The 16,432-nt window shown below is 51.8% G+C and carries 19 protein-coding genes and 1 tRNA gene; 6 read left to right on the top strand and 14 right to left on the bottom strand.

Annotated features, from left to right (window positions below; genetic code table 11):
- Positions 1-102 precede the first annotated feature (102 nt).
- Entirely contained in the window at positions 103-798 is a 696-nt protein-coding gene (locus CULFRC11_RS03870) for a LysR family transcriptional regulator substrate-binding protein (RefSeq protein ID WP_031270161.1), read from the bottom strand.
- Here CULFRC11_RS03870 and CULFRC11_RS03865 point away from each other — a divergent pair.
- The 3 genes from CULFRC11_RS03865 to CULFRC11_RS03855 all read left to right on the top strand — a co-directional run bounded on the left by CULFRC11_RS03865 (position 797) and on the right by CULFRC11_RS03855 (position 3,896).
- The gene (locus CULFRC11_RS03865) at positions 797-1,228 is read left to right on the top strand and encodes a DUF5997 family protein (RefSeq protein ID WP_031270159.1); all 432 of its coding nucleotides are present in this window, start codon (positions 797-799) and stop codon (positions 1,226-1,228) included. The two genes, CULFRC11_RS03870 and CULFRC11_RS03865, sit on opposite strands and share 2 nt — an antisense overlap.
- A 268-nt stretch (positions 1,229-1,496) precedes the next feature.
- Positions 1,497-2,126 carry a TetR family transcriptional regulator gene (locus CULFRC11_RS03860; RefSeq protein WP_029974991.1) on the top strand — a complete coding sequence of 210 codons (630 nt, stop codon included), beginning with the start codon at positions 1,497-1,499 and terminating at the stop codon, positions 2,124-2,126.
- A gap of 63 nt (positions 2,127-2,189) precedes the next feature.
- Entirely contained in the window at positions 2,190-3,896 is a 1,707-nt protein-coding gene (locus tag CULFRC11_RS03855; RefSeq protein ID WP_023635428.1) for an MDR family MFS transporter, read from the top strand.
- An 81-nt stretch (positions 3,897-3,977) separates the two neighbouring features.
- On the opposite strand, the gene glyA is transcribed toward CULFRC11_RS03855, so the two are convergent.
- Positions 3,978-5,267: a serine hydroxymethyltransferase gene (glyA, locus tag CULFRC11_RS03850; RefSeq protein ID WP_023635427.1), complete on the bottom strand. Its 1,290-nt coding sequence runs from the start codon at positions 5,265-5,267 to the stop codon at positions 3,978-3,980.
- Positions 5,268-5,517: 250 nt separating this feature from the next.
- On the opposite strand from glyA, the gene coaA reads away from it, so the two are divergent.
- A complete protein-coding gene (gene coaA, locus CULFRC11_RS03845; RefSeq protein ID WP_013911156.1) occupies positions 5,518-6,444 on the top strand; it encodes a type I pantothenate kinase in 927 nt (308 codons plus the stop codon).
- Here coaA and CULFRC11_RS03840 read toward each other — a convergent pair.
- From CULFRC11_RS03840 to mca, 4 genes are all read right to left on the bottom strand, one after another.
- Positions 6,441-6,941, bottom strand: coding sequence for a flavodoxin domain-containing protein (locus CULFRC11_RS03840; protein ID WP_023635426.1), 501 nt, complete (start codon positions 6,939-6,941; stop codon positions 6,441-6,443). The genes coaA and CULFRC11_RS03840 overlap by 4 nt on opposite strands.
- The gene (locus CULFRC11_RS03835) at positions 6,938-7,735 is read right to left on the bottom strand and encodes an isoprenyl transferase (protein WP_023635425.1); all 798 of its coding nucleotides are present in this window, start codon (positions 7,733-7,735) and stop codon (positions 6,938-6,940) included. Before CULFRC11_RS03835 ends, CULFRC11_RS03840 begins: the two co-directional genes overlap by 4 nt.
- A 69-nt stretch (positions 7,736-7,804) precedes the next feature.
- The gene (locus CULFRC11_RS03830; RefSeq protein WP_014525544.1) at positions 7,805-8,092 is read right to left on the bottom strand and encodes a hypothetical protein; all 288 of its coding nucleotides are present in this window, start codon (positions 8,090-8,092) and stop codon (positions 7,805-7,807) included.
- Between the two features lie 334 nt (positions 8,093-8,426).
- Complete coding sequence (mca, locus tag CULFRC11_RS03825; protein WP_013911152.1) at positions 8,427-9,317, bottom strand: mycothiol conjugate amidase Mca; 891 nt, start codon at positions 9,315-9,317, stop codon at positions 8,427-8,429.
- Positions 9,318-9,529: 212 nt separating this feature from the next.
- Between mca and CULFRC11_RS03820 the strand changes: the two genes are divergently transcribed.
- The gene (locus CULFRC11_RS03820; RefSeq protein WP_023635424.1) at positions 9,530-9,991 is read left to right on the top strand and encodes a DUF4307 domain-containing protein; all 462 of its coding nucleotides are present in this window, start codon (positions 9,530-9,532) and stop codon (positions 9,989-9,991) included.
- Positions 9,992-10,258: 267 nt separating this feature from the next.
- Complete coding sequence (gene greA / locus CULFRC11_RS03815) at positions 10,259-10,780, top strand: transcription elongation factor GreA (RefSeq protein ID WP_013911150.1); 522 nt, start codon at positions 10,259-10,261, stop codon at positions 10,778-10,780.
- 132 nt (positions 10,781-10,912) lie between these two features.
- Here greA and CULFRC11_RS11425 read toward each other — a convergent pair whose 3' ends face one another.
- The 8 genes from CULFRC11_RS11425 to CULFRC11_RS03780 form a co-directional block, all read right to left on the bottom strand.
- Positions 10,913-11,047: a hypothetical protein gene (locus CULFRC11_RS11425; RefSeq protein ID WP_258863418.1), complete on the bottom strand. Its 135-nt coding sequence runs from the start codon at positions 11,045-11,047 to the stop codon at positions 10,913-10,915.
- Between the two features lie 307 nt (positions 11,048-11,354).
- Positions 11,355-12,176, bottom strand: a complete 822-nt coding sequence (locus CULFRC11_RS03810; RefSeq protein WP_023635422.1) for a Bax inhibitor-1/YccA family protein — start codon at positions 12,174-12,176, stop codon at positions 11,355-11,357.
- Positions 12,177-12,293: 117 nt separating this feature from the next.
- Positions 12,294-13,295, bottom strand: a complete 1,002-nt coding sequence (locus CULFRC11_RS03805; protein ID WP_023635421.1) for a helix-turn-helix domain-containing protein — start codon at positions 13,293-13,295, stop codon at positions 12,294-12,296.
- Positions 13,296-13,576: 281 nt separating this feature from the next.
- Positions 13,577-13,789, bottom strand: a complete 213-nt coding sequence (locus tag CULFRC11_RS03800; protein WP_052099791.1) for a hypothetical protein — start codon at positions 13,787-13,789, stop codon at positions 13,577-13,579.
- Between the two features lie 248 nt (positions 13,790-14,037).
- Positions 14,038-14,111: transfer RNA gene (locus tag CULFRC11_RS03795), tRNA-Leu, on the bottom strand.
- 53 nt (positions 14,112-14,164) lie between these two features.
- Positions 14,165-15,136, bottom strand: coding sequence for a Ppx/GppA phosphatase family protein (locus CULFRC11_RS03790; RefSeq protein WP_023635419.1), 972 nt, complete (start codon positions 15,134-15,136; stop codon positions 14,165-14,167).
- Positions 15,133-15,699: a DUF501 domain-containing protein gene (locus tag CULFRC11_RS03785; protein ID WP_013911143.1), complete on the bottom strand. Its 567-nt coding sequence runs from the start codon at positions 15,697-15,699 to the stop codon at positions 15,133-15,135. Before CULFRC11_RS03785 ends, CULFRC11_RS03790 begins: the two co-directional genes overlap by 4 nt.
- A gap of 62 nt (positions 15,700-15,761) precedes the next feature.
- A complete protein-coding gene (locus CULFRC11_RS03780; RefSeq protein ID WP_013911142.1) occupies positions 15,762-16,304 on the bottom strand; it encodes a septum formation initiator family protein in 543 nt (180 codons plus the stop codon).
- Between the last annotated feature and the right edge of the window lie 128 nt (positions 16,305-16,432).

The raw sequence follows: 16,432 nt of genomic DNA, 5'->3' as shown, positions 1-16,432 counted from the left end.
ACATACTGCGGAGCCGATTGTGAGGGCGAACCGACCTTTTTAGCAACCGCCTACGCTAATCGTTAGCAGATCGAGACCCGATGGTTACATCTCTGTGGCGCCTTATCGACGCCCACGTGGTTTTGTTTTTCTCCCCACGTTCTGCCGCTGCACCTTTGCTTTTTTGCCAGATTCTCTGCGTTGTTGTTTAGCCAAGCTTTTCTCCCTGGCACTGAGTTTCTTTTCACCCGATTGCCGAGAAGAATTGGGCTTTCGGCCTTTGGCTATTCCCACAAAATCTTGAACGTCTTCAGCATCGCGGTCCTTTTTCCATGCTAAAGCTATGGAAGTCTGCCCCACGTGAGTAGGAGAGGCAAAGTCTCGATGCTCTATAAGCTTTCCACTCATAGCCTTGATAAGCGGACGGGGCGCGATTGCGTAGCCGACGTTTGCAGCCACTACTTGCAAGGCAGAGCGCAGTTCATCGATGTCTAGTTCCAAGGCGTCGCTGATTCGATAATTGCAGATCTCGTCTTCTAGGTCGGCGTCGCAAAGCTTATCCAGGAGCGTGAGCGTGTGCTCTTTGGGCAGCGCTATCCCCATGCTTTCTTGATATAACCGCACCACATGGAGATCTGCACTGCCATCAATGCGGGAATCAGGCAGTCTTACCAGGGCTATATCCACGGAATCTTCGAGCAGTTGTGTCACAGGATCAGGTGAGGCAGCGCTACGGATTCCGCCGTGCTGGGTGCGGTCATCAAATCGGCGCAGCCACTTGTCCGGCTCGGTGCCAATGACAAAACTTAAGCTCATCATGGAAAACAATGCTACCGTTGAACGCGTGAATGAAGAATCTGTACGTAAGCCGTCTGGCACTGCAATGAAGCCCCAGACCGCTGCGAAGAAGTTGGGCATCTATTTGCCCGCCACTCCAGAGGAGTTCCAAGCTAACGCCCTCACCCATGAGGAGTTTGTGGCACTTCAAAGCAATCCCCCTGAGTGGCTGCAAGAATTGCGTCGTACGGGACCGCACCCACGTCCGGTTGTCGCACAAAAACTCGGTGTCACCATCACCGCGCTTAAACGCAATGATATGGACAAGGCTTTGACCACGGCGGAAATCAAAGCTCTCTTGGAAAATCAACCAGAGTGGTTGCGTGCTGCACGCACTACCCTGGCCAACTCACGCAATGAGTCCACCAATAATGCGACTTCAAGCAATGAGGATAACAATAACCGGGACTAGTTCCTACGGCTTCTCCGCTCGTACCGACGGCTGAAAATGGGTAACCTTACCCGTTTTTCAGCCGTTTTTTAACTTTCTTCAGTGCTCCTACCTGCTTTTATGCACCGTTTTGACATTAAGCTCCAGTAAGAAGTGTGACACGTCACCAAAGCCCTTATTTGCCAACAAATTCACTTGATGAATTTTTGCACTTTGTGCAGTTTCGGGCGTATTCTCACATTCCATGGCGAGAATCAACAGAAACGCCTGCGGGAACCGTGCAGTACCGATGGAATCCCACAGAAAAATAAAAAAAATCCGTACTCATCAAGCTATCGAAGATAGCGCAACGCGCCTTGTACTAGAACGTGGTTTTTCCAACGTCACTGTCGAGGAAATTTGTGAACCCGTCGGAGTGTCCAAACGAACATTCTTCAACTACTTCGCAACAAAAGACGACGCTGTCTTAGGCACAGGCCCGCGAAAACCTACACAACAAGAAAAGGAAGCTTTCCTCTCAACTGAGCATGAGGACCTCCCCAACGCAGTCCTCAGCATGCTGGTGAAACTCATCTTTGACCCCACCCGTGATGAATATTTTTCCGCTTCGACGCAAAAACGCCGTAGGGAAATCTGGGAGAAGGACCCCGTGCTCATGCAACAGCACTTTGGTCGTTTTCACCAAACAAATTCAGAGTTAGAAAAACTCATCACCAAATATCTTCGCACCCACCCAGCTGCAAGAAAAACAAAGCTCGAAGAACAACGTGAGGCCACAGTGCTCTGTGGAATTGCTTTCACCACCATCAAGCTCGGGTTCCAGTCTTTTAATAACGACTATCCCTCACCACAGCAGCTCCGTGACGCTTGTGAAGGAATGTTCTCCGCATTCCAAGATGTTTTCCGAGCAACTCCCTAAAATTCCCCTTTTGCGTCTTACCAGCCCGCATCAAGACGCCCTTTTATAATCTAGGACTTTCCCATGAACACCATTGATATCGATTCGGTGGACGTCGAAAAGCAAGAAAAGCACAAAGCTTCTCGACGTCGCACCAAGCCCAAAGCAAAACGGGAATCGAGCATGACTCCCGAGGAACAAAAACGCGCCTGGTGGGTGCTCTCTGCGCTCATGGTATCCATGCTGCTTTCCAGCCTGGACCAAATGATTTTCTCCACAGCACTTCCTACCATCGTCGGCGAACTAGGCGGCGTAGACCACATGATGTGGGTTATCACCGCCTACATGGTCGGAGAGACCGTCATGCTGCCGATCTACGGCAAACTTGGAGACCTCATCGGCCGTAAGGGGCTCTTCATCGGAGCGCTTCTCATCTTCCTCATCGGCTCCATCTTTGGTGGCATAGCCAACACCATGACCATGCTGATCGCTGGACGCGCGATTCAAGGCATCGGCGGCGGCGGACTCATGATCCTCTCTCAAGCGATCATCGCCGACATCATCCCGGCCCGTGAACGCGGCCGCTATATGGGCTGGATGGGCGGAATCTTTGGCCTTTCCGCTGTTCTCGGCCCTCTCCTAGGCGGTTGGTTTACTGAGGGCATTGGCTGGCGATGGGCATTCTGGATGAATCTCCCCCTCGGGGCAATCGCAGTTGCTATTGCGATCTACTTCCTCCGCATCCCCACCCATGAAAAGAAACCTTTTACGTGGGACTACCTGGGAACTGTCTTTATGATCATCGCTACGGTTTCCCTGATACTCGTGACCACCTGGGGCGGCTCTCAATATGAGTGGTCTGATCCGCTGATCATCGGCCTGATTATCACTACGGTCATTTCCGCAGGTCTCTTAATCCTCGTTGAGCTCAAAGCAGCTGATCCGCTCATCCCGCTCTCGTTCTTTACCAACCGTAACTTTGCGCTCACCACTGCTGCTGGCTTGGTCCTGGGAATCACCATGTTTGGCGTCCTAGGCTACCTTCCTACGTACATGCAGATGGTCTCCGGCATCTCTGCAACCGAGGCCGGTTACATGATGATCCCCATGATGGTCGGCATGATGGGACTTTCTATTTGGTCTGGTGCACGCATCGCTAAAACTGGAAAGTACCGCCACTTCCCCATCATCGGCATGGTGGTCACGCTCGGCGCACTCGCGCTGTTCCACACGCTTCACACCGATATCTCTCTCTGGCAGATCGGCCTTTACCTCTTCATCCTCGGCGTTGGCTTGGGATTCTCTATGCAAGTCCTGATTCTCATCGTGCAGAATACGCTCCCGATGGACGTCGTTGGCTCTGCAACCGCCGTGAACAATTTCTTCCGTCAAATCGGCGCTTCCCTGGGTTCTGCCCTTGTCGGCGGCATCTTTGTTGGAAACCTTTCCTCTCTCATGGCTGAACGACTCCCGGGTGCTATCCAGCAGCTTCCTCCTGAGCAACAACAAGCTATGGCTGCGCAAGGCGGACTTGATTCCAATGAAATCACCCCTGCTCTTGTCCACCAATTGCCTGGCCCTGTGCACGATGCTTTCGTTTCTTCCTACAACGACGCGCTTACTCCGGTCTTTGTGATTCTCATGCCGATCGTGGTTCTGGCACTCATCCTGGTATCACTCATCAAACATGAGAAGCTTCGCGACACCACTATCTCGCAGCAGCCTCACAATTCCGATGCCGTGACTGAAACAGAAGAACCCGCATCCGATTCACCTGCTACCAAGGCCTAAAATCTCAACATGTAAGCCCCCGATCACCAGCGTCACAAAGACGCACGGTGCCGGGGGCTTTCTCGTATTACCTCGTGTGGATTAGAGCAGCTTCCAATCCTCTAGACCCTCATACAGCGGGTACTGTTCAGCGAGCTTGGTCACGCGTGCCCGCAGCTCAGCAACGTTAGCGTTTGTTCCCTGAGCCAGCGCCGTACCAATGATATCCGCAACCTCAGCAAAGCCAGCGGTATCAAAGCCACGAGTAGCCAGTGCCGGAGTACCAATGCGCAAACCGGAAGTGACCATTGGCGGACGAGGATCAAACGGGACAGCATTGCGGTTAACCGTAATGCCTACCTCGTGCAGCAGATCCTCTGCTTGCTGTCCATCCATCTGGGAGTTACGCAGATCCACCAAAACCAAGTGAACGTCGGTACCACCAGTCAAAACGTCCACGCCTGCAGCCTTGCAGTCTGCCGAAACGAGGCGCTCAGCAATGAGTTTTGCACCCTCAAGAGTACGCTCTTGACGATTCTTGAACTCCTCAGTAGCAGCAATCTTCATGGCCACGGCCTTGGCCGCGATAGCGTGCATGAGAGGGCCACCCTGCTGGCCTGGGAAGACTGCAGAGTTGAGTTTCTTCGCATACTCCTGCTTGGCCAGGATCATGCCCGAGCGCGGACCTCCTAGGGTCTTATGCACCGTGGTAGAAACAACATCCGCATAAGGAACCGGGCTTGGGTGCAAGCCCGCAGCAACCAGCCCCGCAAAGTGAGCCATGTCCACCCACAGCTTGGCACCGACCTCATCTGCGATCGAACGGAATGCCTCGAAATCCTGCTGACGTGGATATGCAGACCAACCAGCGATCAATACCTGTGGCTTCTCCGCTAGTGCTTGCTCCCGCACTTTATCCATATCAACCCGGAATGTCTCGGGGTCAACCTCGTATGCGGCAACCTCATAAAGCTTGCCGGAGAAGTTCAGGTGCATACCGTGGGTCAGGTGCCCACCGTGTGCCAGCGACAGCCCCATAATTTTGTCGCCTGGGTTAGCCAACGCCATGAGCACAGCGGCATTTGCCTGTGCACCTGCGTGTGGTTGAACATTTGCAAATTCCGCACCAAAGACCTCTTTTGCGCGATTGCGCGCCAGGTCTTCTACGATATCCGCGTTTTCACAGCCGCCATAGTAACGACGGCCTGGGTAGCCTTCTGCGTATTTGTTAGTAAATACGGAGCCTTGTGCCTGCAAAACTGCACGAGGCACAAAATTCTCAGAAGCGATCATCTCAAGGGTGGATCGCTGACGATCAAGCTCGCCTGCGATAGCACCTGCAACTTCGGGATCCAATTCGCTCAGCGACTGGTTGCGGATGTCATCTGTCATTGCTGGACCACTTCACCTTTCTCATTATGTAGCCGACCAACAACGCATAAGTGTGGCCGGTAGGGGCACTACGCGAATAATTCTAACTAATCACAAGACCCACAACAGCTTTCGGTTGGAAAAGCAGCTGCAGCCTTGGGTTTGTTGCACCCCCGTAGACACGAGCTCCATTATGTGCAAATGAACACACTTTGAGATTACGCCCCCACCAATTTCGGGGAGGCAAGCACCGCCATGCACAATAGACGTCATGGCTCGCCCGAAAGATTCCAGCCCATACCTTGACTTCGACCGTGATTCCTGGCGGCGTCTTCGTATGTCCATGCCCCAAGTTCTCACTGAGGAAGAGGTCATTGAGCTACGAGGAATCGGTGAAAACATTGATTTGGAAGAAGTCGCAGAGGTGTATCTGCCGCTGAGCCGTCTCATTCATCTACAGGTTCAAGCGCGTCAAGAGCTGACTGCAGCAACAGAAACCTTCCTAGGCGAAGATGCCGCCCATGTTCCGTTCATTATTGGGGTTGCGGGTTCTGTGGCTGTGGGAAAATCCACCACAGCGCGTCTACTCCAGGTACTTTTGCAACGATGGGAAGAGCATCCGCGAGTCGATCTGGTCACCACAGATGGTTTTCTTTATCCCACGGATGAGCTGAAAAAGCGTGGGATTTTGGGTAGGAAGGGTTATCCGGAAAGCTACGATCAACGGGCACTGCTGCGCTTTGTCACCGACGTAAAATCCGGAAAACACCACGTTACGGCACCTGTGTACTCCCACACTCTCTATAACAGGGTGGAAAACCAGGTGGCCACGATCTGCCAACCAGATATTTTAATTTTGGAGGGGCTCAACGTACTCCAAACCGGTCCGACCTTATCGGTCAGCGATCTTTTTGACTTTAGTGTGTACGTGGATGCCGCCATCGAAGACATCGAAAGATGGTATATCGATCGATTCCTCCACCTACGACAATCAGCATTCCGTGCCCCAAATGCGCACTTCTCTCATTACGCCGACATGTCCGACACTGCTGCGGTCAATGAGGCTCGCATGATCTGGCAGACCATCAATCTCCCCAACCTGGTCGAGCACATCCTTCCTACGCGGGTACGTGCTTCCTTGGTGCTTGGTAAAGATTCCAACCATAAAGTGCGGCGCGTAAGAATGCGCAAAATCTAGGAGGCTGCGCTGCGCGCCCACTCTATGACAGGTTGTAGCTTGTCGACGTCCACCTGATCCACAACCTTGTTATAACCAGCGATAATGCTCTTATCATTCGCATTTTTCAATGGTTTAGCCTTTAAAAATGCCACAAGCGACGTCATTGCCGCCTTATGAGTAGAACTGAGCTGCGAATAGTCCAACCTACCCGGGAGGTAAAAACGCGCGCAGCTTTCAGGAGCAGAGCTTCGCATTTGATCGCGTTTCTGGGCGGCGTCGAGAAGCGTCATCCCTACCGCTACGAGCGCAATCGGATGAGTTTCATGGTATCGCTGCGCGACTTTGATGCCGGCGATACTCGGGCCATGAACCGGGCTGAGTATCACCACGGGGTGTCCGTCGCTAGGAATGGGGACGTCGAGCACTCCGATGCTCAGGGCGTCTACCGATTGCGCTAGTGATTCCGCATAGTGTTTGGTCGAGCCATACACAGAGTGGAATCTGACGTGAATCATTTTCCAAACCTGCGGCTTCGTTTGGAGTATTCTCTGAGCGCGCGGAGAAAATCGAGGCGACGGAACGCTGGCCAGTACGTGTCCGTGAACCAAATCTCTGAATACGCTGCTTGCCACAGGAGAAAGCCAGACAATCGCTGCTCCCCCGAAGTACGAATCACTAGATCGGGATCGGGCTGCCCCGAGGTGTAAAGGTGCTTAGAGATAGAATCCACGGTAACTTTATCGGCTATTTGCTCCGCTGCAGTACCAGACTCGACCTCTCCGGAGATGAGCTCACGTACCGCATCAACGATCTCCTGACGACCTCCGTAGCCTACCGCTACGTTCACGGCCACACCCGTATTATGAGCGGTCTTCTCCTGGGCGTAGTTCATGCGCTCCGCAACTTCCGTAGGAAGTAGATCCAAGTGCCCCACCAAGCGAAGTCTACAGTTGGTCTCTGGGTCGGCAAGCTCGTCTACTACATCCCCGATGATGTCAAAAAGCATATCGAGCTCGTCGCTAGCTCTGCCTAGATTCTCTGTGGAGAGTAAATAGACTGTCACCAACTCCACATCGGTGTCTTTGCACCATCGGACCATTTCACCGACTTTTTTAGCACCTACACGATGCCCGTGGGTAACATCGGCAAACCCTGCCTCACGCGCCCACCTGCGGTTGCCATCGCACATGATGGCAACGTGCGAAGGTTGCTTAGCGCCTGCGATCTCTCCCAGTAAGCGCTTTTCATAAAATGGATAGAGCACCGCCTGTAGCGCCGCCTTAAGCGGCGATGTAAGGGTCTCTTTCATGTTGTTGCTCCGCCTTCTTATGCAAGGGCGCCATCTAACGCAGTAGCGCACTACCGACAACGTGTCAGCTTAGAACCAGTACTTCTTGCCTCGATCAAGCACTCCGGCCTCTGCCATAGCTTTATCCAGCGTCTCGGTATCAAAAAGGTCGATCCCGTGTGCTTCCGCAAATAACCGACGCCGGTGAAGGCGCGTATAGCGACGTCGAAATGCCCAACCAATGTAGAGCACAGCAACAAGCAACGCGATCAGCACAAACCACCCGATTGGGGATGCTTTTCCAAACTCAGAGCCCACCGGACCAGTGATGGTTTGAGCGAGGTAGGTGATCGCGTTGGCTGGATCAACCGTATTCATCTAAGAGTTCTCCTCATAGTCACTGCTAGTCACTGTTACGTCATCCTCACCAGTTGCGTCCGCTGAGAATTTTTCTGCATTACTTCAACATACGCGTTCCCGTATGCCGGCGATGCTGCGCTACAGGGGAACTGATAAATTCTAGCGCGGACTCACTTTCAGAGAAAACACACTTTTATTAAATAAGGTCTCGTTTTTGCTCTCGCTCCCCATGCTGCACCACTCTGCTTCACTTAGAGTGGTTAAAAACGCAGGAAACGCCAAGAAAAGTTCAGTTGCCCGACCATCAGCTCGTACCGCTTTTACTTAGCTGTGAATTAACCAACACTTCACATTATGGGCGATTCAGGTCTTTATACTCTCGATCAATTCCAGCAAAGAGGTCATTTTCTGGAATGGCAGTAGTTACGCGTGTTCTTGCCAACTCAAATTCCTCAGTAGGCCATAAACGCTGTTGGTCTTCCACCGGAGTACCAAAGAAAGCCCCTGCAGGATCTATTTGCGTGGCGTGGGCACGCAAAGCCTCATCACGCTGCTCAAAATATTCTTCACATCGAATTTGGGTGGTTACACGCGCCATGATGTCCGCACGATGAATCTGCCATCGCTCAAGCATGTCCACGTAAGGGCTTTCTTTCCCCTCTTGAATCAGCAAGTTGTGGAACATTTGCATACGTTGTCGGATAAACCCATGTGTGTAATACAGTTTGAGCGGCTCCCACGCAGCTCCAAGCTCTGGTTTATAAGCTGTCTGCCCTGAACGATCCCAAGCAAGCATAGAGACTTCATGGACCTTAAGGTGGTCAGGATGAGGATAACCACCATTTTCGTCGTAGGTAATGATCACGTGTGGCTGGAACTCTCGAATCACTGCAACGACCTTATCCACTACTTCCTCGGTGTCCGCAAGCGCAAAGCATCCGGGTGGTAACGCAGGTAAAGGATCTCCTTCAGGCAGCCCTGAATCGATGTAACCCAGCCAACAATGGTGAGCACCTATGGCGCGAATTGACTCCGCCATCTCTTTCCTACGCACCTGCGCCATATTTTCTAGGATTCCAGGTTTATCCATGGCCGGATTAAGGATGGCTCCCCGCTCGCCACCAGTGCAGGTCAAAACGAGCACGTCGCAGCCTTCAGCGGCGTACTTTGCCATCGTAGCGGCACCTTTGCTGGCCTCATCATCTGGATGAGCATGTATAGCGAGAAGACGCAACCCGCGCATAGGAGTGGTCCTTTCCTAGCTAGTCATTTGTTCTTCAACTATAAAGCCGCAGTTTAGTCGGAGTTGCTAGTGCAGGGGTGAGTTACTGATCGGATACTATGATGTGTGCACAGGAGGCGTCGAGAAGTCGCCCACGCTACCCGCGCTTCGCCGCAGATGCTGGAGCAATAAGCGAGATGGCGGGTACAGGATCTCACCGAGGAGCGTAAGAGATGGCACCACAAGAGCCTTCGTCATCAAGCAGCAGTAATACCGCCCGCGCACGCTACTCGGATCCCCAGAAACCACAAAAATCATCTAACCTAAGCGGCAAGCTCCTTGCCATTCTGGTCCTCGTTATCACCGCTGCAATCGCGGTTGCGCTCATCAAATTTGTACAGCAAGATCGCCAAACAAAGATTTCTGGGCAGATCGCCAATGTTATGCAGGTTGATGACAACAATTTCGCTCTCACTGTCGACGTAACCAGGGACAATACGGACGTCGATCATTACTGCATCGTTACGGCCCTAGACTACGAGATGGCCGAAGTAGGACGTCGCGAATTCTTTTTGCCCAGTGGAGGGGATAAAACTCAGCGTATCGAGGTCCCTATCAAGACGTCTAAGGGCGCCGTATCCGGAAATCTCTATGGCTGTAGTTCTTCCATCCCTTTCTACCTGAACCGTAGCTAACCACATCAAAGGACACGCACAGCCTCTTAGCAGGATCTCCCAGCCACAACATCTGTGGTAGAATCCCAGCAAAAGCGCGCTATCCGCGTGATTCGGCCCCGAAACGTAAGTGTTGCCGTGCCAAACCGCACGTAAATTCTTTTATTCGGGGCCATCATCATGGCAACAGAAGATACCTTGAAGCGTCTTTCGCCTCTTAGGTTCCTCGCTGCCATTGATTTACATTGCGGATTGCCTCGATTACCAACGTGTAGAGGGATACGGATTATGGCCGAAAACCAAAAGCAGTACATCACCCCGGAAACCAAGGCTAAGCTCGAAGAAGAGCTCAATGCACTTATTGCACACCGCCCCGAGGTCGCAGCTGAGATCAACGAGCGCCGCGAGGAAGGCGATCTCAAGGAAAACGCCGGTTACGACGCTGCACGTGAAATGCAGGATCAAGAAGAAGCTCGCATCAAGCAGATCTCCGAAATCCTCGCTAACTCCACCACCGAGCGTGTAGGTATCGTGGAAGGTGTCGCCCACATTGGTTCCGTAGTGCACGTTTACTACAACGGTGATAAGAACGATAAGGAAACCTTCCTCATCGGTACCCGTGCGGCAGCCTCCGATAACAAGGACCTGGAGACCTTCTCTGAGCAGTCTCCCCTCGGTGCTGCAGTTGTCGGCGCTAAGGAAGGCGAGACTCGCGAGTACACTGCTCCCAATGGCAAAACCATCACGGTGACCGTAGTTACTGCAGAGCCTTACGACTCCACCAAGGCCGCTACCATGCGTAAAAACTAATGCGCTGCATCGCCCGCTGCTTTTATTCCCTTATTGCAGCGGGCTTTTGCCTTTCCTCACTAGCGTGCACACCTGCTTCCCACGTGGACTCACCTAAAAAGATTGCTACGGCAACGAGCGCGCGCTTAACTGCTAGCGTGACGACGCCACCATCAACTCGAGTACCTCAACATCGCAGTAGCTCATCACGTTCCAGTACGGCAGTAACCAGCGAGCCTTTTCTCTCGCCTTCACCCCCTCTCCTAGCGCCTGGTCAGGTTCCATCATTCATTGACTGCGTTGGTTCTCCGACTACTAAACCTCGCAAAATCTCTTTATCATGCACTGATAAAAACAACCGCGTTGTTGATATCACGTGGTCTTGGTGGAATTCTTTTGAAGCCGTTGGCACTGGATTCAGAGAAATGGAAAAAGCCACTCGTACACCGGTGACAGTCACCTTAAGAAATCCACTACAAAGTGCAGAAGCTATCGTTTTCGCTGATGTTTATATCGATGGAATGATAATTCCCTTATAACGCAAAAAGGTGGCTGCTTCCTAGGAAGCAGCCACCTTAAAATGCGTATTTCGTATTTACCTCTGGTTGAAGTAGCTCAGGAGACGGAGAATCTCCGTGTACAGCCACACAAGCGTCACAGCTAAGCCGAGTGCCACGCCCCATGCATTCTTGGAGGGAGCTCCCTGACGGATGAGACGGTCAGCGATATCAAAATCTTGCAAGAAGCTCATCGCTGCTAGTCCGATGCACACGAGCGAGAAGATAATAGCGATAGGGCCGCCATTATAAAGTCCGAGGTTCACACCGAAGAGGCTCAACACCAGGTTACCCACCACAAGAACGAGAACACCGATGATGCAGGAGGTGAGAATCCTGTTGAACTTAGGCGTCACTTTCACTGCGCCTGTCTTGTACACGTACAGCATTCCCAGGAAAACGCCAACAGTGCCCAGCACTGCCTGACCGATCAAGGTTCCAGCGTTTTGCCCGCCGACAAGCCAACCAGACAAGACAAGCGAGATACCGCCTACGAACAATCCCTCAAATGCCGCATAGGTCAAGGTGATAGGCGCAGAGCCAAACTTACGACCAAAGGAAGAGATCAGAACAGTGATCAGACCGCCGATAGCGCCGACGCCCGTCAGCATCAACGCAATGCCGGAATTCACCTGGGCAATTCCGAAGTTAAGGATCGCAAACGCGATGATGACTCCAAGGGTAATTCCCGTTTTAGAGACAACATCATCCACGGTCATGGGACGATCGTTAACCTGCGGATCAAGCTGATTGTAACCATATCCCCCATAGGGGTTATCGATCTGCTGCTGGTAGCCCGCCTGGGTCTGTCGTTGGCGGGAACCCGTCAGAGAATTTAAGACCGGATTGCTACTGCGCATGGGGCGACACTTTTCCTTTCGCACCGATTCATTTTCTATGTACTACCTAGAAACGATACAGGTAACACTTTTGTTCCCGTAATTAAAAAATGCCTCGCTCTTTACTTCCTAGAGCGTTTATGGGCTGGGGATCAAAAGCTTTTCCGCAGCAACTCTCTCGTTTGCCGCAAGAGGGCGCAATTCCGCTGTGGTTGCCGGATTTAAACAGTGTTTTAGCGCATCCATGAGCGTCAACCCCTCGTTAGCATGTGCCAACGGAATCGGCAGCGCTATCGAGCCCGCCGCAACATCAACTCTGGTGTGAGTCCCAGAAGGGATAGTCACTGTTTCTCCCATGCCCACAAAACGACAATATCCAGGAGTAGTCACAGTTGCAGTACCTTTATAAATCCACAACGCTAGATCCTGCTCAGCACGAGCAAAGGTGGTTGTCGCAGGAATGTGTGGAGGCTCCCCTACGCTTCCCATCCCCGTTGCACTGCCTGTAAAAGCAGATGGTGTCAATCCAGTATGCCTTCTAAAAGCTCGCGTCAACGATGAGGTTGCACTGAATCCCACCAAATTTGCGACCACTGAAATCGTAAAATCATGAGGAAGAAGAGTAGCCGCAACAGAAACCCGATGAGCCGCACGCCATTCACTAAAGGTGAAGCCGGTTCCCTGCAAGAATTGACGCTGCAATGTCCGTGAGCTCACGTGAAAACGTTGAGCAAATGAAACGAGTGAAGTCTGATCTGCTGGGTTAGCAACAAGTAATTGAGCGACCATTTTTGCAGCACCGGCCTGCGGAGCAGGGGGAGGGCATGCACGCTCACTAAAAAGGCTTGCTATCTCCGGGGATAAGTTCTTCTCCCCCATCAGGCTCCGAGCAAACTCATACACCATACGATGAGACCAACGGGATCCTAAGTGCAAACGCCTAGTATTTCCTTGGAAATGAAAATCTGGGAACGTAATTGGCAGTACCACTCCATGCCCCGAGACAAAAGCACCTACTGGAGCCACCACTATATCCCCAGCCATCACTGCAACTACCCGATCCGGCGCGTTGACAGTCGCAGTGCCTTGATCGCACCAAAGTAATACCGTGCTACCGAACCTAGAAGTATGGGAAGTCACGCTAACCCTTTCTATTGCATCTAACGTAAAATGCAATACTTTTGCGCATCATTAATCATCGAGAAAAGTCAAAGCCACACGTGATACGTGATGAGATACTTCCTCGATATCCTCAATCTTTTATATAGCCCCATAAAGGTGCCTTTATGCCACATACTACAACATAGGTTTCCCTAAGCATACTTCCATAGGCTGATAGAGAAATATACTTCACACAAAATTAAAACCACCGGACGCATCACAGCACCGGTGGTTTTAAGAGAAAATAGCAGGTAGTTTTCCTAGACAGTGAGCCGAGACTTTCTATATGAACTGTCATAAGAAAGAGGCCTCAACGAGGTAACACCAGTATGTCGTTCACCGCGATTTTCTAGAACATACGTCCATGCGGAATCTGCATAAGGATCAATCACACCGAGATGATACACAGCGCTATCAAAAGACTCCTTTTTCGCCGCAGCTGAAGATTGGAATCGAACGTTATCGTAAGTCATAGCTCTGCCTTTCAAGGATGGTAAAGGACCGATTTTTATGTAGAGCCATACTTGATGGCACTACATCTTTTTTTTCAATGACCCCATGCTAAAACCGGTCCCTTGCAAACCCCTCGGGCGTAGCTGCCAATCCGCTGTGTATTTCCTTCCAATCGGTTTCCCGCTGTATTGCATCAGCAATCCCCGCCCCATAAATGCAAAAAAAGAGCATCCCAGCAAATTAGGTCGCAACTGGGATGCTCCTGCTGTGCCCCCACTGGGACTCGAACCCAGACTGAATCGATTTTAAGTCGACTGCCTCTGCCGATTGGGCTATGGGGGCAACGCGCCTGCTTAGTTTAGACCGAATGTGGCACGTACTCAAAACCTAGGTTCTCACGCCGGGGGCGCCTGTTCATGCGTTTCTGCTAATCCAGCAATAATTCCGTCCAGAATATCCTTTTCAGAAATAACAATTCGGTCGACTACAGCCTTACGACGAAGCATGTCTAAAACGCCATCCACTACCACGGCACCACCCGCAATAACATCTGCACGCCCCGGATGCATCACAGGATGTGCCGCTCGCTGCGCAGCTGTTTCCGCAATCAACTGCGCGGTTATCACCTGAAGCGCGTCCAAGCGCAGTCGAGCATCGTGTATGGCGCCAGGATCATAAGATTCTAGCCCTAACGCCATGGCAGCAAGCGTAGTGAACGTACCTGCACACCCCACAAACGTAGAAGCCTTCTCAATAGGGACGATCTTCTCTACTTGCTCAATACGCTCGGTTACGTAATCACGAGCTATCTCAATTTCGGTGTCCGTAGGAGGGTCTGCCCGCATAATGCGCTCTGTGAGCCGCACGCAACCCATTTGAGCAGAATGCGAACCATAAATCTCACCCTCAGAATCCCCTACGATAAATTCCGTAGAGCCTCCGCCCAGGTCAATGACACAAAAAGGCCCAGATTCACCATCTAGATCCGAAACCGCACCACGGAAAGACAAGGAAGCTTCTTCCTCACCGCTAATTACTTCCGCCCTTGCTCCAGGAGTGATCTGACTCAGGAGGGTGCCGGTCATAGTAAAGAAATCATCTTTGTTCCGTGCATCCCGAGTTGCAGAAGTAGCTACCATACGCACGGCCTGTACACCGTGTTCTTTCATGAGTTCTACATAACGAGCAAGAGCCAAACGAGCACGTTCTATAGAATCTGGAGCTAATTCACCAGTACCATCCACGCCCTGACCTAGGCGCACTATTTCCATCAACCGGCATACATCGGTAGCAACACCATTATGTACTTCGCTGATCAGCAGCCTGATTGAGTTTGTACCGCAATCAACAGCGGCAAACTTGGTCACTGGGCTCCTCCAGGAACGTCTGCGTGACTGAAATCAAAATCCGAAAGGTTGATTCCCAGATCGGAGCATGTGGGCCAATCTTCTGGGATAGCACTTCCACGCAAGCCAGCGTGCTCGGCAGCCATAGCTACGGCCTCCGTACCTAGTCTGAAGTGTTCCGGTCCCTCCGCTAATGCATAGGCGATAAGAACATGCAGGCATTTTACCCGATCGGGCATGCCTCCACCAGAGAAATCTGTCCCTAAATCCTCAATTGCATTCCTTTTAGCCAAGAAATGTTCATGAGCCTTGAGGTAATCAGCACGCAATTCTTCGTCGTTTTCTAGACGATCGGTCATCCACTTCATTACATGAGCGACTTCTAAGCGAGATGCTTCTGCGGTAAGACGAGGCTCAGTGAGGTAGTAGAGAGTAGGAAAGGGGGTACCGTCGTCAAGCTTAGGCGTAGTCATCACGACTCCAGGAACCCCATCGGGCGTGCGATAAGAAATTTCTATCACTCCGCGCGGCATACGGCCCAGTTGTTCGGCAACTACAGAAAGATCGGCTTGGGAAACACTCATAAGGTGTATTGTCTCACGCCAAACGTGAAACTTCGATTTTGGATCACCTAATGCGCATAGGGTTAAGGTGTGACAGGCGGAGCCGGAGCTTCTGTGGGGATAAGGGGAAGGTGCATTTCTGGACCATCCGCTCCTCCGGTTTCTTCCTCAGATGCTTCCGGGATACTCACGGAATCCCACAGCTTTTCAAACCACGGGCGTGAGTCATCATGGTTGATGTTCTCCCCTCCCCCCATGGGCTCTTTAGCTTCGAGTTCTGGGGTCAGCACTCGGTACGCACGTTCCCCACGCGCAATGACGCCAAGTCGTGTACGCGCTTGTTCCCTGATGTAAGCATCGGACTTGTATTTGTCTAACTCCGAGAGCAGATCGTCCTTCTTTTGCTGCTTCTGTTCGATCGAAGAGGTGAGACGAGCAATGTCGGCCCGCTGCATCATGTATGTGTGAAGGGGCCGAAAAATCATCACAACAAGGATCACTAGGACTATCCCCACAATGATCAGGCCTCTGGCGTGCAGGTGAATACGCTTCCGCGGTAGTTTGAACCCACGCGTTCGCTCAGGGCGGTTGACTACCGGAACCGCACGCTTTTTCTTAATCACCATAGGAGCAACAGTTTAGCGCTATCTGCGCTTCCACCGCTTAACGCCACACAAAACATCTTTAACAATAGAGTAGGCGCCGTAGGTTTCCTGTCTTTTAAGAAAACCTACGGCGCCTACCATGGGTATCA

It is taken from the genome of Corynebacterium ulcerans, assembly GCF_000767685.1.
GTDB lineage: Bacteria > Actinomycetota > Actinomycetes > Mycobacteriales > Mycobacteriaceae > Corynebacterium > Corynebacterium ulcerans.
The sequence above is the reverse complement of the archived record's forward strand: the minus strand, read 5'-3'. Positions and strand labels throughout refer to the sequence as shown.